The following is a 23,581-nucleotide window of genomic DNA, read 5'->3' as shown; positions in this document are numbered from 1 at the left end:
CAGGGCCGCTTAAAGCGGCTCTGGCATATCGTCTAACTGGTCTTTGGTTTTTCCGTGTGGCGTTGGTTGACGTGTTTCCGGATCAATGTGAACGAAAACAATATCGTCAGCAGTACAAATGTTTTGCTTCGTGTGTTTATTTCGAACCAGACAGGTAATAGCTAAAGACGTACGCCCTACCGATTTAACCTGCAGACCGAACTCAACAACATCCCCCTGAAACGCTGAAGTCTCAAAAGTAATAGCACCAATATGTTTCGTTACTAAGCTTTTCGCCTCTAACTGGCAACTGGCAAAAATATAAGCTTCCTCATCAATCCATTCTAAAATACGGCCCCCAAACAACGAACCGGCAAAGTTCAAATCATTTGGCATAACCAGTCGGCGGGATAAAAAGCGCATAGTCACTCCTTGTTAGTGGAAGGTATGTACATATTATAACCTATTGTTCGCCAATGGTTTGTTGAAAAAATTGGGCAATCATTGAATATAAATGGATTTTTGTATTACGCCCGTTAATAGAGTGCTTTTTACCCGGGTAGTTCATCATGTCAAAAGACTGAGCGTTGTCCTGCAACTGCTTATACAATTTTGTGCTGTGAGTAAACAGAACATTGTCATCGGCCATGCCATGATAAATCAACAAGTCACCTTTTAGGTCCTTACTGTAAGGAAAAACCGATGAGTTCTCATAAGCGTTACCTTCATCCGGCATGCCCATAAAACGTTCGGTGTAATGCGTGTCATACAACCGCCAGTCGGTTACTGGCGCGCCAGCAACCCCGGCTTTGAAATGCTCAGGAGCTTTAAACATAGCAAGCAACGACATATAACCCCCGTAACTATGACCGTAAATACCAATACGCTCTGCATCCACAAAAGGTAAGTTGGTTAAATACTCCACTCCGGTAACCTGGTCTTCAATCTCCGGACCACCCATGTTTTTATAAATAGGCGCCTCAAAACTTTTTCCACGGTTTGCTGAGCCCCGGTTGTCCAGAGTGAATACAATAAACCCCTGTTGGGCCATATACTGGACAAACTCACTGCCCCAGCTCTTAGTTACTCTCTGTGCGCCCGGACCTCCATAAACGTACACAAGCACCGGATATTTTTTCTCTGCATCAAAGTCGCTGGGTTTCGTCATTTTGTAATAGAGCGTTTGTCCATCCGAGGCTTCCAGCTCACCAAATTCAGGATAACGCCAGTTTCTCAAGTAAGGAGACAGCGGATGGTCTTCTGTAATCTTATTCTCGGACAGCCATGCCAGATGATTCCCGGTTGGACCGTGTAAACTTACCTGCTTAGGCTGCTGAGGCGATGAATACGTATCCAGGTAAGAGCGAGCGTCTGAGGAAAATTCAATATCATGCATTCCTTCACGCTCAGTAATACGTGTCGGATTTGCTGCTGAGCTCGAATTTAACTGAGATCGGTACAAATGAGATTCAAGCGGAGATTCTTTGCGGGCAGTATAATAAAGTGCTCCTGTACTCTCATCAACGGCTTCCAATTTGTCAACCTGCCAATCGCCGGAACTTAACTGACGAATTAGCGAGCCATCCAGGCGATAGAGATAAAGGTGCTTGTGACCGCTGCGCTCTGAAGCCCAAATAAAGTGCTTATTGTCTTCTAAGAAGTGTAAGTCGTTATGAAGATTCACCCAACTATCCGACGTTTCTGTCAGAAGTTCTCTCTCACTTTTCTCCTGGCGATTATAAATGAGCAAATTCAGCTCTTGCTGATTACGACTTTGCCACTGATAGCTTAAGTGCTGGCTATCACCAACCCATTTCACTCTGGCTAAATAGCCATCTCCCAGCCTATCCAACTCTAACCAATCGGTTTTGCTGTCTTTAATCCGATAAATACCTAAATCAATATCGACGTTATCGCTTCCGGCAAAAGGGTAACGTTGCTGTATCGTTTCAATTCTGTCGGCGTAAATCTCACTTCGAGTTGCCAAAGGTACCGGACTTTCGTCAACTTTAGTGAGTGCAATAGCCGACTCGTCGGGCGACCACCAGTACCCTGTCATTCTCTTCATTTCTTCCTGAGCAACAAACTCAGCCATACCAAACTTGATAGTACCGCCGCCTTCGGTTGTAACAGCCTGCTCCTCACCACTGGCAATATCCACAAAATACAGGTTCTGTTCACGAATATAAGAAATGTAATTCCCCTCTGGAGAGAATTTTACATCCGTTTCAAAAGCCTCAGTTTTTGTCATTTGCCGGGTTTCTGATTTACCCGGCTGGTGATAAAAGACATCGCCGTTATAAGGGAACAGCAAGGCATCGCCTTCAGCTGACCAACTGTACTCAATGATGCCGCTGCCACTAACACGCTGACGTTCGCGCCTTGCTTTTTCTTCATCAGACAATTCAACTTCATCTGTTGCCAGCTGATCAGCTGAAACTAGCAGCTCATGTTTTTCAGCTTCAATGTCGTACAACCAGAGATCGTAACGCTGAGGGTCCTCCTCACTGCCTTTTAAGTAAGAAAGGTGTTTTCCTCCCGGCGCAAACTTAAGTGCTCGGGGCGTTTCGCCAGCTAAAGGCGAACCACTAAAAATACGTTCAATAGTTAAGTCTTTAGCTGAAACTGACAGGCTGAAAATACTAAAAACGACAACAGCAATCGCCTGAGCCCGGCGATTAAGTATAAAAGGCATGGTTATCAATCCGGTTGTTAGTCTACTGTTATTCATACTAACAAAATTCGGAATAAAAATGGGGGAGCTGCGGTGAACTGACGCGAAAACGCTATCGCCGAACTCAGGCGACAGCGTCTTCTAAAACACTTAAAAACTAATAGAAACGCCTGCCTGGAAACGACGGCCTGTTACCGGCGCATCGTCTTTCAAGAAAGAGCTATGAACAAAACCTAACTGGTTGGTTAAGTTCTCCCCTTTTAAATACAGGGTCGCACCGTAATTTGCCAGCCAGTCCGGGTACAAGTTGAGGCTCGCGTTCAGTAAACCATAGGCATCGGTTGTGGTTTCATTCAGTGCCGTTTTGTCCTGCTCTAAATAGCGAGTGTAACCGAGTGAACCATCCCAGCTAACAGCCTGGTAACGCAACTCGGTACCGACTCGCTGTGCAGGGATCCTCGGCAAGTTGTCACCGTCACGCTGTTTTGCGCGGGTATAATCACTAAACCCATGCACAGACCATTGATCGGTCAACTGCCAGTCGAGCTCCAGCTCATAACCATAAAGCTCTGCATCTACCTGACTGAACTGAACAACTTGCAATGCTTCTTCATGTTCGCCTTCATGTTCATCATGGCCTTCGTCACCATGGATTTGTTCACTGTTCAAGCCAGTAAAATCATCATAAATAAAGTCATCAACACGGTTATAGAACACATTAGCGTTGGCGTGAAAGCTCTCATTTTCGTAATGGAAACCAACATCGATATTATTTGATGTCTCGGTGCTAACCGCTGTATCACTTGCTTCAATGTGATACTCACCACCCTCTTCCTCATGCAACTCATAAGCAAGTCCCAGCTCATAGGTACGAGTTGCAAAGTGATTACCATTGGCAAACACTTCATTTGCGGCCGGAGCTCTTTCTGCATGGCTTAAATTAAATGAAACCGATGTGTGGTCGCTGAAGTGATACAGATAACCGGCAGAAGCAGAGGTCGCATCAAAAGTATCAAGCTTCTGCTCATCGCTTGAAAGCGAGGTGCGCTCGTGGCGAACACCTAAGTCAACATGGTGCGCCCCAAATTCCTGCTCTACCACCCAGAACACCCCCTGAGTGCGACGAGAGGTGTTAGGTGTGAAAGCTTCTTCGCCAAAAGCCGCTTTATCGCTTATGTCCCACTGCCAACCTACAGCACCTTCCCAGCCAGCGATTTCTTTATGCTGACCAATCAATCGTATTTCTTTTTGCTTGTTTTCAAATTGAGTGGATACAAAGTTTCCCTCAATTTCCTGATGTTGATAATCCGTCAAAGCGCCACGAAAATCTAATCGATTAAAACCACTGAATGGATTGCGCCATTGGCCCGCTAACTGAATACGTTCTTGTTCCAGATTAGCGTACGGGCCAGACTCTTCAACGTGGTTTTCTTCTTCGCCATGCTCATCCTCATGTTCTTGTTCACCATGAGCGTGGCCGGGAATGCCATATTCCTGATAGAGCCCCTGATAGGATAAGCCGAAGAACCCGTCATCAAATTGATAACTGCCGCCAACTGTTCCGCCTTCGGCATCGACAAAAGTGTTTTCAACGTGGTCAACGACTTCACCTTCATCATTCATAAAAGAAGGTGTTTCATAATCATCTGCACGGCGAATAAAGGCATCGGTATAAAGTGCCCATTTCCCGTTGCCTATTTGTAAGTCGTAAGAACCTTCTTTATTGTCATTATTATTGGACAATGAAGCATTAGCGTTACCCTGCAAACCATAAACAGGTTCTGAAGGAATGCGGTTATCGACAACATTAATAACACCACCAATTGCGCCACTACCGTAAAGCAGTGTCGCCGGTCCTCTTAACACCTCAATTTGTTTAGCCGTACTGGTTTCTGTTGTGACAGCATGGTCAGGACTTCCCCGCGATACATCACCGGTATCCAGTCCGTTTTGTGTGACTTTCACCCGTGGTCCACCCAAACCACGAATAATAGGGCTACCTGCGACATTGGCAAAGTGCGTGTTATTAATGCCCGGCTCTAATGCCAGTGTTTCGCCCAGACTGTGCGCGTGCATCTGTTTCAGCGCGTCACCAGAAATAATGTTAACCGGCTGCGCTGATTCAAGCGCCGTTTTATCCAGCGGACTTGCATTAATAACGATCACCTCGTGTTCATTAAGATGCTCATGTTCTTCTTCCTGCTGCGCTTGAGCAACAGTACTGGTTGCTAACAGAACCAAGGTCAACGCATTCAATTTCATAAACTACTCCAGTAAAGCTGCGCCGTTAATGTAATAATATAACATTACAAAACCTTGATACGTTTTGCAACACTCTTTCAACTATCTACTCTGGTCGTCTTTTAGCTGCTGCGGTACACTAGCTTAGCTATTATGATAAAAATAAAACCAAAGGATACAACATGAAGCCATCCCATATTCTCTTACCCGCAGCGCTTAGCTTGCTTGTTGCAGCGTGCGGTGCGCCGGAGACAAAGTCACAAACTATTGATGTTAGTGCCGACGAAGCGAATCTACGTGCTCACTTAGAATTTCTTGCCGATGATGACTTAAAAGGCCGTCAAACTGGCAGCGAAGGGCACGAAATTGCGTCGAACTACATTGTTTCTGAGTTTAAAAAGCTCGGCCTGGAACCTGCTGGAGATGATGGCAGCTTCTACCAGCGTATTCCGTTTCGCAAAAGTACCCTAAAAGAAAACAGCGCCAGCATGAGCTTTGAAAGCAATGGTGAAGTGGTTGAATTTGAATTTCCTAAACAGTTTATTACCGGTCCCAGTCATTACAGCGAAAAAGATGAGATCTCAGCACCTCTGGTCTTCGTTGGATATGGTATGGAAGCGCCTGAATTTGGTTTAAACGACTACGACGGCCTTAACGTTGACGGTAAAATTGTGGTTATGCTGACTGGTCGTCCCGGCTTTCTGCCAAGCGAAGAAGGCGCTCACTTAGCTAACATTAAAACCGATATTGCTCGTGAAAAAGGTGCGGTTGGTATCATTACCTTGCACACACCTGTAAGAGAAAAAACGCGCAAGTATGAAACCAGTGTTTATTACACCAAAACACCTCGTATGACCTGGCTTGGTCCGAATGGTCTCCCCAAAGGTGAAGAGCAACAACTGATGGGCTCCGCCTATCTTGACGATGAGCCTGCAGAGCAGTTATTTGCTAATGCACCAACTGAACTGAGTAAAATATTCGAGCAAATCGAAGAGGACCCTGACTTCTCGCCAAAAGGGTTTGAGTTAGAAGGTACAGTGACTCTGGCACGCGAATCTCGCCACGAAGAAATTACCAGCCCTAACGTTGCTGCCGTATTACCCGGCTCTCACGATACCTTAAAAGATGAATACGTTGTCTACACGGCACACTCCGATCATATTGGTGTTATCAAAGATATGAGCCGCGAGGACAACATCAACAATGGTGCGATGGATAATGCAAGCGGCGTTTCAGTTATGTTAGAAACCGCTCGTTTATTCGTTGAGTCGGGGCAGGAATTTGATCGCTCAATTATGTTTTTATCTGTTACGGCAGAAGAAAAAGGATTATTGGGAGCCGATTACTTCGCCAATAACCCGACTGTTCCTTTAAACAGTATTGTTGCTAACGTTAACCTGGATATGCCGGTACTGCTTTATGACTTTGCCGATATCATTGCTTTTGGCGCTTCACATTCCACTTTGGGTGAAACGGTCAGCAAGGCTGCAAAGCAGTTTGATACTGAACAAAGCCCGGATCCAATGCCGGAACAGGCTATTTTTACCCGTTCAGATCACTACACTCTGGTTAAAAAAGGCATCCCGGCCGTATTCCTGATGACGGGCTTTAATTCTCGTACTGAAGGTGAAGACGGTGGTGAGGTCTGGGGTAAGTTTTTCGCCGAGCATTATCACAAGCCGAGCGACGGATTAAACCTGGATATCAACTACGAAGCAGGAGCGCGCTTTACCAATATTAACTTTGCTATTGGTAAAGAGATTGCGAATGCTGACCAACGTCCACAGTGGCTGGAAGAATCGTTTTTCGGTAAGCAATTTAACGACTAAGCTTATAGAGAAACCTTAGTTAAAGACTCAGGGGCCGCAAGGCCCCTTTTTTGTGTCTTAACGTCATTAAACTGTCATTAATGCTGCTTAAACTTTTGATATCGATAACTGCACAGCCGGAGCACTTATGTTATCTGTTGATAAAGTTGTTAGCGACAAGCTTCCCAAGATTAAAGGTAAACCCTGGCTGGAAAAGCCAACTGCCTGGTTTTTGAAAAACCTGTTACATGAAGAGGATATTCAAGAGTTTGGAAGAAGTTCTCCTGCGCTGGAAGGCATCGACTTTGTTGAACATGCTCTGGATTATTTTAATTTCACTTACGCTTATTCATCACAGGCAATTGACAACATTCCTGTTAATGGACGTTTAGTCATTATTGCTAACCACCCCATCGGCTCTCTCGATGGACTGGCCTTGCTGAAATTAGTCAATGAAGTACGTAGCGATGTGAAAATAGTCGCCAATGAATGGCTTTCTGCACTCGAGCCTCTTAATTCGCTGTTATTGCCGGTTAACGTTTTTGCAGGAAAGCCTAACCGTAAAGACATTAGGAGCATACACAGCCACCTCCATAATGAAGGTTGCGTTATTCTTTTTCCCGCAGGCGAGGTTTCGCGGCTACGTCCTAATGGTGTGCGCGACACACACTGGCAAAGCGGCTTTTTAAAAATAGCCAAAGCAACTCAGAGCGATATATTGCCGATAAGGCTCGATGCTCACAACTCCGCATGGTTCTATACCGCTTCGATGGTTTATAAGCCGTTAGCGACAATGCTGTTGGTTAAAGAAATGTTCCGCCAACAACAAAAACAAGTGAAATGTCACATTGGCCAAAAAATACCGGCTGAAGCCTTTATTCAACAGGGGCTCAGTATTAACCAACAGGTCAAGTTGTTTAAAAAGCATCTATACCGTTTAGGAACGTCCAAAAAAGCAATATTTCCTACTCAAACAGCCATTGCCCGGCCGGAGCCCCGTCAACCTCTCAAAACGGCAATAGAAGCCTGTGAGCAATTGGGGCAGACACCTTGCGGTAAAAAGATTTATTTGTATGAGTTTGCCGGCAGTTCACCTATTTTGCGAGAAATCGGGCGCCTGCGGGAAGTTGCTTTTCGCACAGTTGGTGAAGGCACCTGGCGCAAGCGCGATCTTGATGAGTACGATACCTGGTACATGCATTTAATTTTGTGGGACCCGGATGATCTTGAAATTGCCGGCTCATACCGCTTAGGTGACAGTAGAAAAATTATTGAAACCCGTGGACATTCCGGGCTCTACAGCCAGGGTTTTTACGAGTTTACGGCAACAATGAAAGAACTTCTGCCACAAAGCCTTGAATTGGGTCGTTCATTTGTACAACCGCAATACTGGGGTAAACGCAGCCTGGACTATCTTTGGGTCGGTATCGGTGCATTGTTACGTAAACACTCTAAGTATCGTTATCTGTTTGGTTCGGTCAGTATCAGTAATGCGCTGCCTCCTGAAGCTCAGGCTGCTCTGGTCAAGTTTTACAGCACCTACTTCCCGGCTCAAACCGACATGGCTACAGCCAACATTCCTTATCGTTTAAACACTGACTCCACTGCTCCTGACTTTACTGGTACGAATTACACAAACGAATTTGTTCTGCTGAAAAGCTACTTAGCCAATATGGGTTGTTCAATCCCAACGCTCTATAAACAATATTCGGAACTGTGCGAACCAGGCGGGGTTCAGTTTCTGGAGTTTGGTGTCGATCCGGATTTCAACCATTCAATTGATGGACTGGTTCTGGTTGATATTACTCAGTTAAAAGAAAAAAAGCGCATACGTTACTTAGAAACAAGGTAAGCACTGGCTTGCTGATACCAGTCTCCCAATACAATACGTTTTGCCCAAGTGCCATCACTAAGCGTAAAACAATGAACCGCAGGGCGGTGGGTGTGCCCATGAATTAACTGATTAACACTATGTTTCTCCATCACACGAAGTACTTCCGGGTGCTGAGCATCCATTTTATAAAGCTGTGCGGGGGTTAGTTCGGGCTTTTGGCTGCTGGATTTTTTCCGTAACCGGTTCGCAATACGCATACGCCATGACAAAGGTAAGTTGCGCATAACACTCTTAACCAAAGGGTTCTGAATAACTGAGCGATAACGCAGGTAGCCGGTATCTAATGTGCAAAGTGTATCGCCATGCATAAGCAACACTCGTTCGCCGTACAAATCGACAACAGTTTCATCGGGGAGAATGGTTAAGCCAACCTCACCGGCAAGGAGTTCACCCACCATGAAGTCACGGTTTCCGGCCATAAAGTAAAGCCGCACACCCTTGTCCGTCATTTGTTTCAGTTGTTTTTTCACTTTTGCTGCAAATTCACTGGTATCGTCGTCACCCAGCCAGGCATCGAATAAGTCACCAAGAATATAGAGCGCATCGAGGTGCTGGTGTTGCTGACAAAAGTCACCAAAGGCAGCCAGAATATCTGGCCGCCCGGGGCTTAAATGTAAATCTGCGATAAAGCCAGTGGTCATATCGGTTAATCGTTAACTGAGACTTTCTCGATAACCACGTCTTCAACCGGTACGTCCTGATGAAAACCTGCTGAACCGGTTTTCACGTCTTTTATGGCGTTCACTACATCCATACCATCAACAACTTCAGCAAATACACAATAGCCGTAACCATTAGGTGTTTCATTTTGAAAGTTCAAAAAGGCATTGTCGTTCACATTAATGAAAAACTGAGACGATGCTGAATGAGGATCAGGCGTGCGCGCCATAGCCACCGAACCAACCACATTCGGTTTTGCTGTCGGAGCCTCGTTTTCGATGTTATCGCGTGTTTCTTTTTGCTTCATGCCAGGTTCGAAACCACCGCCCTGTACCATGAAGTTATTAATAATGCGGTGAAAGATTGTACCGTCATAAAAACCGTCGCGGGCATACTGTAAAAAGTTTTCTACAGTCTTAGGCGCTGTTTCGTTGTGCATTTCTAAAGTGATATCACCATGATTGGTATGTAAAACGACTTGCATTGAATGTACCTGTTTCATTGACTAAACCAGCTGATAGTGTACCAGAGCCTCGCCATCGGTGGTATCATAAGCCCCTTGTTTTCATCGCTAACCGATAGATAAGTAAGAGATCACATTATGGCATTAACCGTCTTTAATACCCTGACCCGCAAGAAGCAGTCATTTGAGCCAATCAAACCCGGTCACGTGGGTATTTATGTGTGTGGTGTTACCACTTACGACTACTGCCATATAGGCCATGCCAGAACTTATGTCGCTTTTGATATTGTCGTGCGGTATCTGCGTAAGCTTGGTTACGATGTTAAGTACGTACGCAACATTACTGATCTCGACGATAAAATCATTAAACGTGCAGCGGAAAAAGGCGAAGACTTTCATCAGGTCACCGAGCGCTTCATTGGTGAAATGCACAAGGATTTTGACGCACTGAATTTAGTTCGCCCAGATATTGAGCCACGCGTTACCAGCCATATGGATGAAATTATCCAGATGATTGAAAGCCTCATCGAAAACGGCAACGCTTATGAGGCCGGCAACGGTGACGTTCTGTTTGATGTATCCACTTTTAATGACTATGGCAAACTCAGTCGTCAGGACTTAGAACAGTTACAAGCGGGTTCACGGGTCGATATTGACGCTGCCAAGCAAGACCCACTCGACTTTGTTTTATGGAAAGCAGCAAAACCAGGTGAACCGAGTTGGTCATCTCCCTGGGGCGAGGGTCGCCCGGGCTGGCATATTGAATGTTCAGCAATGAATAAAAAGCACTTGGGCACCACCTTTGATATTCATGGTGGCGGCTCTGACTTGTCTTTTCCTCATCATGAAAATGAAATAGCTCAAAGTTGCTGTGCTAACCACTCTGAGTACGTAAAATACTGGATGCACAGTGGTATGGTGCAAGTCGACAATGAAAAAATGTCAAAATCACTGGGCAACTTTTTTACCATTCGCAGCGTACTGGAACAATACGATGCGGAGACGGTGCGGTATTTCCTGCTGTCGAGCCATTACCGCTCGCAGTTGAACTATACTCAGGAAAACCTGGATCAAGCGCATTCCGCTCTGGAGCGCTTATACACTGCATTACGTGACATAAAACCGCAAGCCGCTAACGAAGCATTGCGTAGTCAATACTGGCAGAGCTTTCAGCAGGCAATGGACGACGACTTAAACGCGCCGGAAGCCATGAGCGTGTTGTTTGAAGTTGCCCGTGAGATTAACCGTAACCGTGACAGCGCTCCGGACACAGCGGCTCAGTTAGCGCATGTTTTGATTGAGCTTGCAGAAGTTATGGGGCTGCTACAGCAGTCTCCTGAAGAATTTTTACAGGGCGATGACGATGATGTCGCCAAAATTGAAGCGTTGATTGCTAAGCGAAATCAGGCCCGTGCAGATAAAGACTGGGCTGCAGCAGATGAAGCCCGTGACGAATTAACCAACATGGGTATTGTCCTGGAAGACGGTGCAGAAGGCACCCGCTGGCGTCGCGCTTAACCGACAAACTGATTAAGAGGTTTACTCTATGGCATTTGCTCAGTTGCAAATTGTTAGCTCACTAGCTGACGCATACTCAAAAGATGGTGCGGATGCACTTATCTTAATTGGAAACTTTGACTCTGTTGACGACTCTGCTTTAGCTGAAGTTATTCAGCAGGCACAAATTACCGACCAGCGAGTTGGCAAGCAGCCGTTACTGTTAAAAGCTGACGGAGTGCCGGGTCAACGTCTGGTTGCAGCACCCACCGGACCTCTGAACCGTGACTTTGACGATGTTCGCCAGGTATTTGATGCCGCACACGCCGCCGCAAAAGTAGCGCAAGATGCCGGCGCTCGCCACCCGGTTATTGCTCTGAACAACGTAAATATTAACGACGAGCGTTATAAGCAGGCATTTTTAGCGGCTTACCTTGGCTTTTGCCAGGCACTTTATCAACCACTGGAAGCCCGTGAAGCTCATGGCGAAGAAGCTATTGAACCGACCAAAAACGTCATTTTAGTTGGTGAACTGGATGCAGACTGGGCTATGGCAGTCGAAGCTGGTAAACGTGTTGCTCGTGATTTAGCAGGCACTGAGCCTGAGCGCATGGCGCCGCCTCGGTTTGCGGAATACTGCCGTCAGGCGTTTGCCCACACCGCTGTTAAAGTCACCGTTATAGACGACTCACAACAGCTTCAACACGAGTACCCGCTGCTGGCAGCTGTTGGTCGTTCATCTATGGCAGTAGAGCGCCACCGCCCTTGCGTTATACGCCTTGAATATCATGGCAGTAAGCCAGAACGTACCGTTATGTTTGCCGGAAAAGGTATTGTCTACGACACCGGTGGCGCTGACCTTAAAGTTGGCGGTCACATGGCTGGTATGAGCCGTGACAAAGGTGGTGCGGCAGGCGTTGCCGGCTTTGTGAAAACAGTAGCTGAACTGCAACCTGAACACCTGAATGTGATTGCGGAAATTGGTGCTGTGCGTAACAGCATTGGTTCCGATGCCTTTGTTGCTGATGAAATCATTACCGGACACAGCGGTAAACGTGTGCGTATTGGTAATACCGATGCTGAAGGCCGCCTGATTATGGCCGACCTGCTATCTCACTTGCGTGAAGAAGCAGCGAAGAGTGACGGCGAGCACGAACTGTACACCGTAGCCACCCTGACGGGGCACGCAGCTCTGTCAAAAGGACCTTATAGCGCACTGGTACCTAATGGCCATGCACGTCGTCAGAAGCTCTCTCAGGCGCTGTTTGATGCCGGCGAAGTTTACGGAGACCCAACTGAAATTTCCTGGTCACGTCGCGAAGACTTTGACTTCGTGAAAGGCCGCACTCTGTGTGACGACTTACTCTCCTCGAACAATGGCCCGTCAGCTACAACACCTCGTGGGCACCAGTTCCCTATGGCGTTCCTGGTTGGTGTTTCCGGGTTAGATAACCATGGTATCGACAGCGAAAAACCACTTAGCTACATTCATATTGATATCGCAGGCAGTGGTGTTGAAGGCGGTGACTGGCAACACGGTAAACCGACAGCGGCTCCGGTTACCTGTCTGGCAGGACACTACTTAAAGAAATAAAGCCTTATAATGCACAAAAATGCCCGGTTCTGGTAAAGCAGAGCCGGGCATTTTTCTTTTATGAAGCCAGTTTTATGAAACGAAAGAAGGTCCGAAACCGTTGGTCCATAAAATAGCGGTGGTTGCCATAAGTACAACCATAGCAATAAGGCCTGCTGTTACTACCGAGCTGGCATAAAGAAAGCCTCGCTCCTCAGGAATGTGCATAATAACCGGAAGACCTGAGTAAAGCAGGTACACGGAATAAGCCACACCGCCAAGGAAAACGACAGCCACAAACCACAGTTCCGGATACAAAGAAGCAATACCAGACATAATAACCGGCGTAGCCGCGTAGGCAGCCAGTTCTAACGACTTAGTAAAGCTCGGATCAGCACCGAAGGTTTTTGCCATCCAGTAAATTAAGTAGGCCAGCGCGAACGTTGCGCCCAGAATACCAATGTACATAGCAACAGCCATCATAAGTGCGCTGTTTTGCGTTAAATAAATAGAGTCCCGCGCGCCAATGCTCCAGCCCAGATGAGCCGAGGCATAATAAGCAGCCAGACAAGGTAAAATAGCAACTAATAAAACGTGAGAACAAGAGTAAAAAAAGCTTTCCCGCTTACTGTCGATAGACTTCCATTCTTGTACTGGATGAGCGTATAGGCCCCAAATATGATTCAGTATCATAACTTCACTTCCCCATAGTACGCGGTCATACCGCCGAATTCTTAAATACGTTATAATTTTGATGCGGGTACTGCTGAAAAATTCACCCCATGTGTCTAATATTCAGCACCACCTCTTTTCTGTCAAGGCCTTTTGTTATAGAACGACGCCAAGTTTGTTAATTTATTTTGTATTTTTAAGTCAAGAAGGATCGCTGTGAATCATAGCCTCGTCGAACCTTATTTAAAGCTGTTAGAGCCTATTCGTTGTTTTTTACTTTGTCCTACGCCACAAAAGTGGATTCAGCAGGCCGCCAGGGAAGAAAACCTGCCAGTCATTTTACTTGATCACTTACATTGTGAGCTTAAAGCTGCGCAAAGTGCTGCTTTATTGCTGCGCCGTTATGCGGTTAATAAAGACCATGCACAAGCCCTGCTTGATGCTTTACAACCTTATGAAGACTTAGTCTACCGGGGCATTGGCGGAACTGAGCAAATACAACAAAGTAAGCAGCTGTCTCAAGCATTAAAAGCCGCAGAGTCACAGCCTTATGCCGACGAAATTATCGATAAAATGTCACGCCTTATCCGGGAAGAGTTGCATCACTTTCAGCAAGTTCTTGAGATAATGCAAGCGCGTGATATTCCGCTGTATAAGCTCAGCGCCTCTCGCTATGCGGCCAGCCTGATACGTCATGTGCGCACGTACGAACCACAAGCGTTAATTGACAAGCTTATTATTGGTGCGTTGATAGAGGCGCGTTCATGTGAACGCTTTGCAGAGCTTGCTCCCTATTTGGATGAAGATATCACCCGCTTCTATGTGTCGCTGCTACGTTCAGAAGCACGACATTATCAAGATTATCTGGAGCTGGCACAAAAACTCAGTGATACGGATATTACGGAAAGAGTGAATCAATTCAGAGAGTGGGAAGCGGAGTTAATTACGTCTGAAGACACAGAACTGCGTTTTCATTCCGGAGTGCCGGCGCACGCTTAAGCGTGCACCGGTTCTTTACCAGTAAAGTTAAAGCTCTTCTAACTTTTTACCAGCTTCTTTGTCGTAGTAAACTTCTTCATCGAAGTCGTTTTCTGAACGCGCAACAACACAGCTGACCATAGCGTCACCAGTGACATTAACTGCGGTTCGGGTCATATCCAGCAGGCGATCAACACCAATGATGAGGCCAATGCCTTCAACCGGTAAGCCAACTTGCTGCAATACCATAGCCAGCATAATAAGCCCCACACCTGGAACCCCTGCCGTACCAACTGAGGCTAATGTAGCGGTCATAATAACCATCAGATACTCAGCAACACCTAAGTCCAGACCATACACCTGAGCAATGAAGACCGTTGCCACACCCTGCATAATCGCCGTACCATCCATATTGATGGTCGCGCCCAAAGGCACAGTAAAGGAACCAACGCTGTTACTGACATCTAAGCGGCGTGTAACTGTTTCTAATGTAATGGGCATGGTGGCATTACTACTGGCCGTACTGAAGCCAAATAATTGGGCGTCGCGCAGTTTACGCATGAAGATACCGGGTTTTACCCGAGCCAGAACGCGCATAAATAGCGGATAAACAATCAAGCCGTGAGCTAATAAAACAAACAGAACCAGCAAGAAGTACTTCGCCAGGCTGCCAATCATTTCCACGCCAATTTCCGTGAAAAGTTTGGCCATCAATGCAAACACACCATAAGGCGCCAGGTTCATTAAAATAACAACCAGCTTCATGATGACCGAATTCAAATCATCGAAAAAGCCTTTCAAACGTTCACCTGGTTTGCCAACTAGCGCCATGGAAATGCCGAACAGCAACGCAAACACAATAATTTGCAGCATATTGCCTTCAGCCATCGCATTGATGGGGTTATCGGGGAACAAGTTAACAATAACCTCGCTAACCGATGGCGCTTCGCTGGGCTCAAAGGTAGCGTCCGAAGCACGCTCAATGCCGGAACCTGGCTGCACCAAAATAGCCGAACTAATCGCAAAAGTAATAGCGATTGCCGTGGTGATCATATACATGCCAACCGCTTTACCACCTAAACGACCCAGTTTACTGGGGTCGCTTAACGAGCACGTACCTACAACCAGTGATACAAACACCAGCGGAACAACCAGCATTTTTAATGAGGTAATGAATATTTGGCCAACAACGTCAAAAAGGCCATTGGTTAAATACAACGAAACCCAGGCGTTATCGCCGGCAACGTAACGAATAAAAGTACCGAGAATGATCCCAGCGACCATACCAATGACAATGCGGCTAGTCAGGCTGAGTTTTTTCTTTTCGCTCATAAGCGTCCTTTATTATTCATTCTTAAAAAACTGCAACAGCCTAGCAGAAAGCCTTTAAATAAACAGCTATAAAACTGCAAAGCTGGGCTGAATACCTTTTATTGTGAGACATCTGACCGAGTTAATGAAGTCTTAAGTGTGTGAATAATGACAGACATACCTTTAGCAAAACGCTCACTCAGCGGTTTACGAATAACATACTGTAACTGAAGTACATCAAAACCTTTATGTTGCTTCATTAACCACGCGTCGCTGGTAGTTACCTCGTCAATCAAGCCCAGTTCTTTCGCTTCCTGGCCAGACCATACCTCCCCGGTAGCAACTTTATCAATATCGAGTTCTGCACGATTTTCCTGTACAAAAGCCTTAAATTGGCGATGAATGGCCTCTAAATCCTGCTTAAACTTACGACGTCCTTCATCGGTGTTTTCACCAAATAGCGTCAGAGTGCGTTTATATTCACCTGCTGTTAACTGCTCAAAGTCAACATTATGCTTCTTCAGGAACCGATGAAAATTAGGTATCTGTGCCACCACACCAATTGATCCAATAAAGGCAAAAGGCGCAGCCATGAGATTATGACCAACGCAAGCCATCATATAACCGCCACTTGCCGCGACCTTATCAATAGCAATATTGACCGTTAGCTTTTGTTCTCTCAACCGCTGTAACTGAGCCGCCGCCAGACCATAACCATTGACGACACCACCACCGCTTTCTAGTCTCACCAGTACTTCATCTTTCTCAGTGGCCAAGTTCAGAATGGCGTTGACTTCATGGCGTAAGCTATCAACTTCTTTAGCGTCCATACTGCCTTTAAAGTCTATAACAAAAAGCCGCTTTTCTTTATTCTCTGTCGCTTTCTTTTTCTTTAACGCTTTCAGCGCTTTTTTCTGAGCTTTCTTATCCATCAGCTCAATTTTTAGCTGTTCGCTGAGTTCATTCAACTCCTTGGATAAATGCGTAACTTGTAAGTCGCCTTTGCTCTTTTTTTGCTTCTGCGCCGCCTGAGCTAATAACCCTACAATAAAGCCAATCGCTACCACAATAATGGCTGCTTTTAGCAAAAAGCTTCCAATATCAGCAACAAAGTCCATACCACTCTCCTAAAACGAAAAAGGCCAGCATAGTTGCCGGCCTTTGAATACTTAGCGTTCAATAACCTGAGAGTTATTCTACCACTTCTTCGTTAGTTACTGGTAATTGCATCATGTCCGCAGCAAACCAGAACGCAATTTGCTGCTGCATTTCAGCGGTTACCGCTCCTGACGCTGAGGAGTCAACCAGCGAACCGTGCTCTGCATCACCACCGAAGCGAACAATACCCGATACCGGCGTACCATCTTCAGATGTGGTCGTGGTTGAAATACCCTCCAGGCCAAGTAATGCAGCCAAAGGCTCTGTTCCTGCCAAAGGTTTGTTCTCAACAGCATTTGGAATAACCGAGTCACCAATGGCTTCAATCATGAATACAGGCGTTTCAGAAGCAACGACACCACTTGCGTAGTTAACCGGGTCTCCCGAGTCGACAACAGTTTGTGCTGCAAATGCGAACTGCTCAAAGGTTGCATTGATTTGCGCAACCTGCTCGGCAGATGCTTGCTCCATGAAACCTGCGTAGAACTGCTCTAATGTAGCGCCACCAGCAATAGCCTGATCAGCTGCAGCCTTGAACTCTGCGTTAGAAGAGTACAGTAAAGTCGCTTTAATCGTCGGTCCAAAGCTGTCAGACGCCAGTAAGAAGTTAGCCAGACTACCACCCGGCATCCCTAAGCTCGAAGCTTGCACAGCAAATTGTCCGTCGAGTGCCGCTAAAGGGTTATTCTCACCAAAAGAGGTATTTGCCAGCGCCGTGAAACCAGTACCAGCAATAGCGCCCAGAGAGTGTCCTACAAAGTGAACATCCTGACCGTTCAACTCTTCTGTGCCGCTTATATCCTGGAAGTAATTAAGGCTTAAACGCAACCCAATAAGGTCTGTAATTGACTGACGCAAATTATCACGCGTTGTCAGCAAACTGCTCAAATTCATATAAGCAGTAACACCACTTTCACTGGATGCATCAATATCATCAGTACCATCGCCATCAACATCGAAGGCGCGTCCGCCGTGTAACGGGTGGTCTATCGCTACTGTCGCAAAACCGGCTACTGCAAAAGTGCCTGCAATTGCCGCAGCATTTTCTTTCTCACCGGTAATACCGTGCTGGAAAATCACAACAGGCCAGCCGTTCTCAGGCGCAGTTAGAGGTTCCAGTCCCATTTGAGCGCGAACGCCATTAGCGGTTGCTAAATCAGGAATCGTAACAAAGGCTTCAACAGTCTGGTCACCCTGCTTTTCTGGTACCGGATTGTACTTAGTCAGATGACGCTCTTCATCGACACCTTCAATATCAAAACACGCATTAGGTGGCAGCATTAATGAAGGGTCGTCAATCATTTCTGCACTAATACCTTCCGCAGCCGGGTCAATTTCACCGGCCTGAAGCCCGTTCAGGATAGCTGCGGGGCTGTCACACATAGCAGTCCAGCGACCAGTTAATGGGGCCGTTGGATTCTCAGCGCTAGGTAGCGGAGAGTAGTATGGTAAATCAACCTGTCCACCATAGACTTTAGCCGCGCTTGCCGCAGCCAACGCATTTGGATCTTCAATTCCTGCGCCGGATAACACAACGTCTAACGTATAACCCTGAGGAGCAGCCTGCATGACAGGTGGGTTAGACGCAGCAACCTGCTGCCCTAATAAACTTTTCGTTACGCCCAGAACTTCACCCACAGACTGTGTGGTAAAGTTGGAGCTATAAATAACACCTTCAGGGTCAACGCCATACTGCGCAAGAGCGCCTTCATAGCTATTGACCAAGCCTTGTAAAGCTAATGCGCTTGCATCACCGGATACTGGATTCTCTTCCGCATCACGCTTCATCAAGGTATAAGTCTGTGACGGTTTAACATCACGTCCAAGTGAGTCCTGAATATTATTAGTCAATACAACCAAATAGCCGGTAGCTGGCTTAAATGGACGTAAAGGAACAACCGCAACACTGCCTTCGCCTGTCGCTTTAACAATAAAATCAGTACCATGCTGAAGCTCACCGGTTACCGCACATACCGCAGCCGGGTTAGCAGCCGCACAGCCAGCCGAAACGTCGCTGCCGCCCTGAATGGTTTCAAAGACACGTATAGAGCCTTGTGCTTCCAGGCTAGCCGACTCAATGATGACTTGTTCACCGTTTTCGTCAACCGGCAACGAGAAGTCAAAGGTTAATGTCGAGTGAGTTCCCCAACCATCAAGTGCATTAATAGCAACCTGAGGGTTAGCCGTGTCTGTTGCGTCAGCAACAGGTAAGTTCAATGTGCCGTCAACTGAACCACTTAACAGTATGTTCGTTGGCGCAGATAATGCGCCGTTTGACGGATCAAACACCACGCGTGATGCTGCAACATTAACTTCACTTTCCGTAATAGGCGCTTCGTCACCGCTACCACAGCCTACCAGGCTAAGAGCAGAACCAATCGCAAGTGGGAGTAATAATTTCTTCATGAGGTATCCCCAATCCTTTTTTATGTTTTGTTATTCTATGCCTTCTCTTAACGATTTTTATACACCTGTATGAATTAAGATGAAAGGCTTTTTACCGATTTTTCGTTCGTTTGCTGAGAAGTTACTCGATTATCGTTACAATAGCCTACTCACCCGACCACAGTCCAATGGTATTAAGAAACTGTTATGGAAATTAAAACCGTACATGATTATCAGGCAAGTCCTGAGCTTTTGAAAAATAAAGTGATTTTAGTTACTGGTGCCGGTGACGGCATTGGCCGTCAGGCGGCTCTAAGCTTTGCCAAACACGGCGCTTCGGTTATTTTACTTGGCCGCACGGTCAGTAAATTAGAAGCGGTTTACGATGAAATTATTGCTCAGGAAAGTCCGCAACCGGCAATTATTCCTCTGGATTTAAAAGGCGCAACGGAAAATCACTATCGCGATATGGCAGCAACTATAGCGGATCAGTTCGGTAAATTAGATGGTGTGCTTCATAATGCCAGTCTGCTGGGTATCTTGTCACCTTTTACGCATATTGAAAAAGACAGCTGGGACGACATCATGCAAGTGAATGTTACCGGCCAATTTGCCATGACAAAGGCACTTATTCCGGTAATGGAAAAGTCCTCCAATGCATCGTTAGTCTTTACCTCTTCGGGTGTCGGCAGAAAAGGTCGGGCCTTCTGGGGCGCTTATTCAGTCAGTAAGTTTGCAACCGAGGGTATGGCACAAGTTATTGCTGACGAATACGAAGGTACCAAACTACGGACCAATGTAATTAACCCGGGTGCCACGCGCACCTCGATGCGTTCTAAAGCCTACCCGGCGGAAGATCCTAAGTCATTAAAGACACCAGCAGACCTAATGCCAACTTATTTATATTTAATGGGTGACGACAGCATTTCCGATAACGGACTGTGTTTTGATGCTCAGTGAACTGAAGGCTTTGAACTGACGTATCGGTTAAAAAGAAACGTGTTACACTCAATAACATGCATAATTAATTAGGTCACGTCTATGACATCGAAGCTACAGCAGCAAGCCATAAATGTACTCAAGCTTGCTTTGCCCTTCAGCGCATTATTAAGTATTCCGGCGGTGGCTCAACCGCCGGAAATAGAGATATTTGATAATGTTCGACAACAACATTGGGTGGGCGTCAGCCCTGTAAGCCGTAATACAATATGGCTTTCCGGTGAAAAGGGAACGGTAGCCAGAACCACGGACTCGGGTAAAAGCTGGCAATATTTTCAGCCGGGCCCCGAAGATCTTGATTTCAGAGATATTGAAGCAATAGATGATCGCCGTGCCTATGCGCTCAGTGTCGGTAATGGTGGTCAATCCCGCATCTATTACACTGAAAATGGTGGCAATAGCTGGCGTTTACGTTACCGCGGCGAATCAGACAGCTTCTTTAATTGTATGGCGCTTTCACCCAGTGGTGAAGCCTGGGTGCATGGTGACAGTGTTGGTGACGAGTGGCGCATGGTCCGTAGTGCCGACGGCCGTAACTGGATGCAAGTACGTAGCGCTGTATCTGAGCCTCCTCAGTCAAATGAAGGCGGTTTCGCGTCAAGTGGCAGTTGCGCACGTTTTAATAATGACAACTGGATGATAGCAACCGGTAACGCCGATAAAGCCAGAGTATTGATTAAAGGTTCCTTCGGAATTCGCTTCCGAGTAGTAGAAACACCAATGCAGGCGGGCCCAATGGCCGGTATCACCAGCGTGTGGCCAGTTAATGGGAAAACTTTTTACATTGCCGGTGGTGACTTAGACGATACTTCCAGCAACGAAGCTCGCTTGTGGCATTATCAAAATGAAGAATTTACTGCTCTGTCGGAACCACCAATAAACGGGGCACTTTACAGCTTAAGCCTGATTGATCACAACGGTTCCTGGCTGCTCACTTCTAACCCCCAGGGTGCTGCTGCCCTTAACCTGGACAACAATGAGTGGTTTAAACTGTCTGATTCCAATATCTGGAACATCCAGTGCCACGACGACATCAGTTGCTGGCTGGTAGGTAAAGACGGATATGTTGGTCGCTTGCAATGGCAGGCGCCGCAAGAACGCACAAAGCTCTAAAGGCCACTTATGCGGCAGGGGCCCCAAGCAGAGCCAGGCCCCCTAATAAATGACGGCTATTAAAACCATGTCGCTTCAATACGTTAGCCACAACCTGGCTTCTGTTTCCTGAACGACACAAACAAATAATGTCGCGCTCACGCAAATGAGGGTTGCTGTGAATGAACTGAGCAACTTCGGTAAGCGGGACATTAATGACCTCTGCACAGCAGGGCAAGTCCGTTAACACGTGTTCTTGCCGTTCCCGAACATCAACAATGACAAGATCTTTTCGATGCCAAAACTCGTCGGTATCCCCAATAGGAATATTAACGCCATCGTCAACACGACAGTCACCACTTAATTCACAAGGTGTGTAAACAAGGTGATGCTCAGGGTCACGTCCGGGACAAATAAGCGTATTCTCACTCATGAAACTTTCGTAAGTTTGAGGTGACGCTTCCGCACCAGTAAATAAAAAGTCAGAATGAACCAAAGCTTTAAGTGTCGCCGATTCGCTCAGAACATAAACAGGATTACGCGTGCCGACACGGAACAACCTACGTTCACCGATACTAATACAGCCTATAACGCTGTCTTCGCATTCAGCCGGAGCCACGTCACACAGTCCGGTAGCGGCTTTAGGCCAGCCGAATACGTCATATTCATCAATAGACTGAGACGGTATAAGTATTGGCAACAGCAACTCAATTGACTGACTCATTACTGAATCTGCAGCTGAACAGACAACAGCTTTCACACGGTAATGCTGGCATCTGACAATATTCTCAATTCGCCCAGCTAATGCTGGGTGTGGGTCAACGACTGCAATTTCCCTCGCCTCGCGATCAATAATCAAATAACAACAGTGATCATCGTATTTGAGTTGAACAACACCATCGAGTTGAGCGTCATTATCGTTGTTTGTATCCGCTACAATCAGACAGGAATTTCTTAACGCATCCGCAGCCTGCTGGATTCGAACACAGGCTTCATTAATTTCTTCCTGTTGAGTGGCAGGTCCAAAAGATAACCGAATAGCAGAGCCACTGCGCCATTCCTCTAGCCCCATAGCGTCCAGCACAAAGCTTTTTGTCACCTTTGAGCTACAAGCCGAGCCCGAGCTCACTCTTATCTGGCAGGCATCAAAAACATCCATAATATCGCGAGACGCGACACCTTCTACCGAGAAGTTCAGTGTGGTCGGCACTGAAATGTCCAAATCATGATTAAATACAATCGAAGGAAAAGCTGTGCTTAGGGCATCAACCAGCTGGTTTCGGTAACTCTGCAGAGTATCATCGCTCTGAAAACGGTTATTACTCTCGTCCTGCATTAACTCAAACAACGCATTCAACGCCGCAATTCCCGGTAAATTCTCTGTTCCTGAGCGTTGCCCTGACTCCTGCCCACCACCAATTATCAACGGTGTATAAGGAGCTGCGTCTCTGACCGCCATAAATCCTATGCCTTTTGGTCCATACAATTTATGACCACTAAAAGGCGCATAATCAATAGTGGTATCATCCAAATTCAACGCCTTCTTACCTAATGCCTGAACGCAGTCGACCATCCAGGGGACATTCGGGTTGTGCTGACGGATAACCTTTTCTAGTTGCTCAAGGTCCTGCACTACTCCGGTTTCATTATTTACCGCCATGGTACATATCATTGCTGCATCTTTTACGTGCTGAGCAATAAAATGAGTGTCTAACACCCCCTGTCTATTCACAGGAATAGCAACCAATTGCGCATTTAACCCTAAAAGCTTATTCCAGTGCTCCAGCGCCTGCGGCACAGCTTTGTGCTCAGTAGCACCGTAGAGTAACAGCGTTTTTCTATTGCCTGGCTCGGCTTGCATCGCGGCGTATATTGAGGAAACAACCGCGGTTTGTATCCCTTCTGTTGCTCCGCTGGTAAAAATAAGCCGACCGGAGGTTAAACCAACAGTCTTTCGCGCTAGCTGACGGGTAGTATCCAGAATATACCGTGCTTTCAAGCCAGTAATATGGCTACTTGATGGGTTACCGAAAACGGTTTCCATGGTATGGGATACCGCTTCAATAATTTCAGGAAGTACGGGAGTGGTGGCGTTACAATCCAGATAAAGCTCATTTGCATTTGTCTGAATATCGATTGGTTTCATGCCACCCTCCTACTTACCAAAAAGTTATATGTTTATAACCTTTTTTACTAA

General features: G+C 46.5%; 17 protein-coding genes. 7 read left to right on the top strand and 10 right to left on the bottom strand.

The window, feature by feature from the left end:
- Nucleotides 1-9 precede the first annotated feature (9 nt).
- The 3 genes from ACP7FG_RS06545 to ACP7FG_RS06535 form a co-directional block, all read right to left on the bottom strand.
- Nucleotides 10-402 carry an acyl-CoA thioesterase gene (locus tag ACP7FG_RS06545; RefSeq protein WP_054486953.1) on the bottom strand — a complete coding sequence of 131 codons (393 nt, stop codon included), beginning with the start codon at nt 400-402 and terminating at the stop codon, nt 10-12.
- Nucleotides 403-442: 40 nt separating this feature from the next.
- Entirely contained in the window at nt 443-2,674 is a 2,232-nt protein-coding gene (locus tag ACP7FG_RS06540; protein ID WP_224797999.1) for a S9 family peptidase, read from the bottom strand.
- Between the two features lie 129 nt (nt 2,675-2,803).
- Complete coding sequence (locus ACP7FG_RS06535; protein ID WP_439225896.1) at nt 2,804-4,915, bottom strand: TonB-dependent receptor domain-containing protein; 2,112 nt, start codon at nt 4,913-4,915, stop codon at nt 2,804-2,806.
- Between the two features lie 161 nt (nt 4,916-5,076).
- On the opposite strand from ACP7FG_RS06535, the gene ACP7FG_RS06530 reads away from it, so the two are divergent.
- Together ACP7FG_RS06530 and ACP7FG_RS06525 are read left to right on the top strand one after the other, a co-directional pair.
- Entirely contained in the window at nt 5,077-6,723 is a 1,647-nt protein-coding gene (locus ACP7FG_RS06530; RefSeq protein ID WP_224797997.1) for a M28 family metallopeptidase, read from the top strand.
- A gap of 127 nt (nt 6,724-6,850) precedes the next feature.
- Nucleotides 6,851-8,554, top strand: coding sequence for a GNAT family N-acyltransferase (locus ACP7FG_RS06525; protein WP_224797996.1), 1,704 nt, complete (start codon nt 6,851-6,853; stop codon nt 8,552-8,554).
- Here the strand turns inward: ACP7FG_RS06525 and ACP7FG_RS06520 are convergent.
- Nucleotides 8,536-9,237: a UDP-2,3-diacylglucosamine diphosphatase gene (locus ACP7FG_RS06520; RefSeq protein WP_224797995.1), complete on the bottom strand. Its 702-nt coding sequence runs from the start codon at nt 9,235-9,237 to the stop codon at nt 8,536-8,538. The genes ACP7FG_RS06525 and ACP7FG_RS06520 overlap by 19 nt on opposite strands.
- Before the next feature lie 5 nt (nt 9,238-9,242).
- The gene (locus tag ACP7FG_RS06515; protein WP_054486941.1) at nt 9,243-9,740 is read right to left on the bottom strand and encodes a peptidylprolyl isomerase; all 498 of its coding nucleotides are present in this window, start codon (nt 9,738-9,740) and stop codon (nt 9,243-9,245) included.
- 117 nt (nt 9,741-9,857) lie between these two features.
- Here ACP7FG_RS06515 and cysS point away from each other — a divergent pair, with 117 nt between their 5' ends.
- On the top strand, nt 9,858-11,237 hold the full coding sequence (gene cysS, locus ACP7FG_RS06510) for a cysteine--tRNA ligase (protein WP_439225895.1): 1,380 nt from the start codon (nt 9,858-9,860) through the stop codon (nt 11,235-11,237).
- A gap of 28 nt (nt 11,238-11,265) precedes the next feature.
- Nucleotides 11,266-12,810 (top strand): M17 family metallopeptidase, encoded by a 1,545-nt coding sequence (locus tag ACP7FG_RS06505; RefSeq protein WP_224797993.1) that lies wholly within the window; start codon nt 11,266-11,268, stop codon nt 12,808-12,810.
- Between the two features lie 72 nt (nt 12,811-12,882).
- On the opposite strand, the gene ACP7FG_RS06500 is transcribed toward ACP7FG_RS06505, so the two are convergent.
- Nucleotides 12,883-13,482 (bottom strand): Yip1 family protein, encoded by a 600-nt coding sequence (locus ACP7FG_RS06500; protein WP_054486935.1) that lies wholly within the window; start codon nt 13,480-13,482, stop codon nt 12,883-12,885.
- Between the two features lie 195 nt (nt 13,483-13,677).
- Between ACP7FG_RS06500 and miaE the strand changes: the two genes are divergently transcribed.
- Nucleotides 13,678-14,460, top strand: a complete 783-nt coding sequence (gene miaE, locus ACP7FG_RS06495) for a tRNA isopentenyl-2-thiomethyl-A-37 hydroxylase MiaE (RefSeq protein ID WP_224797992.1) — start codon at nt 13,678-13,680, stop codon at nt 14,458-14,460.
- Between the two features lie 27 nt (nt 14,461-14,487).
- On the opposite strand, the gene ACP7FG_RS06490 is transcribed toward miaE, so the two are convergent.
- The 3 genes from ACP7FG_RS06490 to ACP7FG_RS06480 all read right to left on the bottom strand — a co-directional run bounded on the left by ACP7FG_RS06490 (nt 14,488) and on the right by ACP7FG_RS06480 (nt 19,314).
- Entirely contained in the window at nt 14,488-15,771 is a 1,284-nt protein-coding gene (locus ACP7FG_RS06490; RefSeq protein ID WP_439225894.1) for a dicarboxylate/amino acid:cation symporter, read from the bottom strand.
- A gap of 98 nt (nt 15,772-15,869) precedes the next feature.
- On the bottom strand, nt 15,870-16,868 hold the full coding sequence (sohB, locus tag ACP7FG_RS06485) for a protease SohB (RefSeq protein ID WP_439225893.1): 999 nt from the start codon (nt 16,866-16,868) through the stop codon (nt 15,870-15,872).
- Nucleotides 16,869-16,941: 73 nt separating this feature from the next.
- Nucleotides 16,942-19,314 (bottom strand): VolA/Pla-1 family phospholipase, encoded by a 2,373-nt coding sequence (locus ACP7FG_RS06480; RefSeq protein ID WP_439225892.1) that lies wholly within the window; start codon nt 19,312-19,314, stop codon nt 16,942-16,944.
- A gap of 186 nt (nt 19,315-19,500) precedes the next feature.
- Here ACP7FG_RS06480 and ACP7FG_RS06475 point away from each other — a divergent pair, with 186 nt between their 5' ends.
- Both ACP7FG_RS06475 and ACP7FG_RS06470 read left to right on the top strand, forming a co-directional pair.
- On the top strand, nt 19,501-20,253 hold the full coding sequence (locus tag ACP7FG_RS06475; protein WP_439225891.1) for a YciK family oxidoreductase: 753 nt from the start codon (nt 19,501-19,503) through the stop codon (nt 20,251-20,253).
- An 81-nt stretch (nt 20,254-20,334) separates the two neighbouring features.
- Entirely contained in the window at nt 20,335-21,405 is a 1,071-nt protein-coding gene (locus ACP7FG_RS06470) for a WD40/YVTN/BNR-like repeat-containing protein (RefSeq protein WP_224797987.1), read from the top strand.
- A 7-nt stretch (nt 21,406-21,412) separates the two neighbouring features.
- Here the strand turns inward: ACP7FG_RS06470 and ACP7FG_RS06465 are convergent, their stop codons facing one another.
- Nucleotides 21,413-23,530, bottom strand: coding sequence for an aminotransferase class V-fold PLP-dependent enzyme (locus ACP7FG_RS06465; RefSeq protein ID WP_224797986.1), 2,118 nt, complete (start codon nt 23,528-23,530; stop codon nt 21,413-21,415).
- Nucleotides 23,531-23,581: the final 51 nt, after the last annotated feature.

This window comes from Idiomarina sp. ST10R2A5 (genome assembly GCF_051842325.1).
GTDB lineage: Bacteria > Pseudomonadota > Gammaproteobacteria > Enterobacterales > Alteromonadaceae > Idiomarina > Idiomarina abyssalis.
The sequence above is the reverse complement of the archived record's forward strand: the minus strand, read 5'-3'. Positions and strand labels throughout refer to the sequence as shown.

Coding starts and splice junctions, on each gene's coding strand:
- ACP7FG_RS06500 (WP_054486935.1), bottom strand. CDS start 13,482: ATGATACTGAATCATATTTGGGGCCTATACGCTCATCCAGTACAAGAA.
- ACP7FG_RS06535 (WP_439225896.1), bottom strand. CDS start 4,915: ATGAAATTGAATGCGTTGACCTTGGTTCTGTTAGCAACCAGTACTGTT.
- sohB (WP_439225893.1), bottom strand. CDS start 16,868: ATGGACTTTGTTGCTGATATTGGAAGCTTTTTGCTAAAAGCAGCCATT.
- ACP7FG_RS06490 (WP_439225894.1), bottom strand. CDS start 15,771: ATGAGCGAAAAGAAAAAACTCAGCCTGACTAGCCGCATTGTCATTGGT.
- cysS (WP_439225895.1), top strand. CDS start 9,858: ATGGCATTAACCGTCTTTAATACCCTGACCCGCAAGAAGCAGTCATTT.
- ACP7FG_RS06480 (WP_439225892.1), bottom strand. CDS start 19,314: ATGAAGAAATTATTACTCCCACTTGCGATTGGTTCTGCTCTTAGCCTG.
- ACP7FG_RS06470 (WP_224797987.1), top strand. CDS start 20,335: ATGACATCGAAGCTACAGCAGCAAGCCATAAATGTACTCAAGCTTGCT.
- ACP7FG_RS06465 (WP_224797986.1), bottom strand. CDS start 23,530: ATGAAACCAATCGATATTCAGACAAATGCAAATGAGCTTTATCTGGAT.
- ACP7FG_RS06530 (WP_224797997.1), top strand. CDS start 5,077: ATGAAGCCATCCCATATTCTCTTACCCGCAGCGCTTAGCTTGCTTGTT.
- ACP7FG_RS06505 (WP_224797993.1), top strand. CDS start 11,266: ATGGCATTTGCTCAGTTGCAAATTGTTAGCTCACTAGCTGACGCATAC.
- ACP7FG_RS06475 (WP_439225891.1), top strand. CDS start 19,501: ATGGAAATTAAAACCGTACATGATTATCAGGCAAGTCCTGAGCTTTTG.
- ACP7FG_RS06525 (WP_224797996.1), top strand. CDS start 6,851: ATGTTATCTGTTGATAAAGTTGTTAGCGACAAGCTTCCCAAGATTAAA.
- ACP7FG_RS06545 (WP_054486953.1), bottom strand. CDS start 402: ATGCGCTTTTTATCCCGCCGACTGGTTATGCCAAATGATTTGAACTTT.
- ACP7FG_RS06515 (WP_054486941.1), bottom strand. CDS start 9,740: ATGCAAGTCGTTTTACATACCAATCATGGTGATATCACTTTAGAAATG.
- ACP7FG_RS06540 (WP_224797999.1), bottom strand. CDS start 2,674: ATGCCTTTTATACTTAATCGCCGGGCTCAGGCGATTGCTGTTGTCGTT.
- ACP7FG_RS06520 (WP_224797995.1), bottom strand. CDS start 9,237: ATGACCACTGGCTTTATCGCAGATTTACATTTAAGCCCCGGGCGGCCA.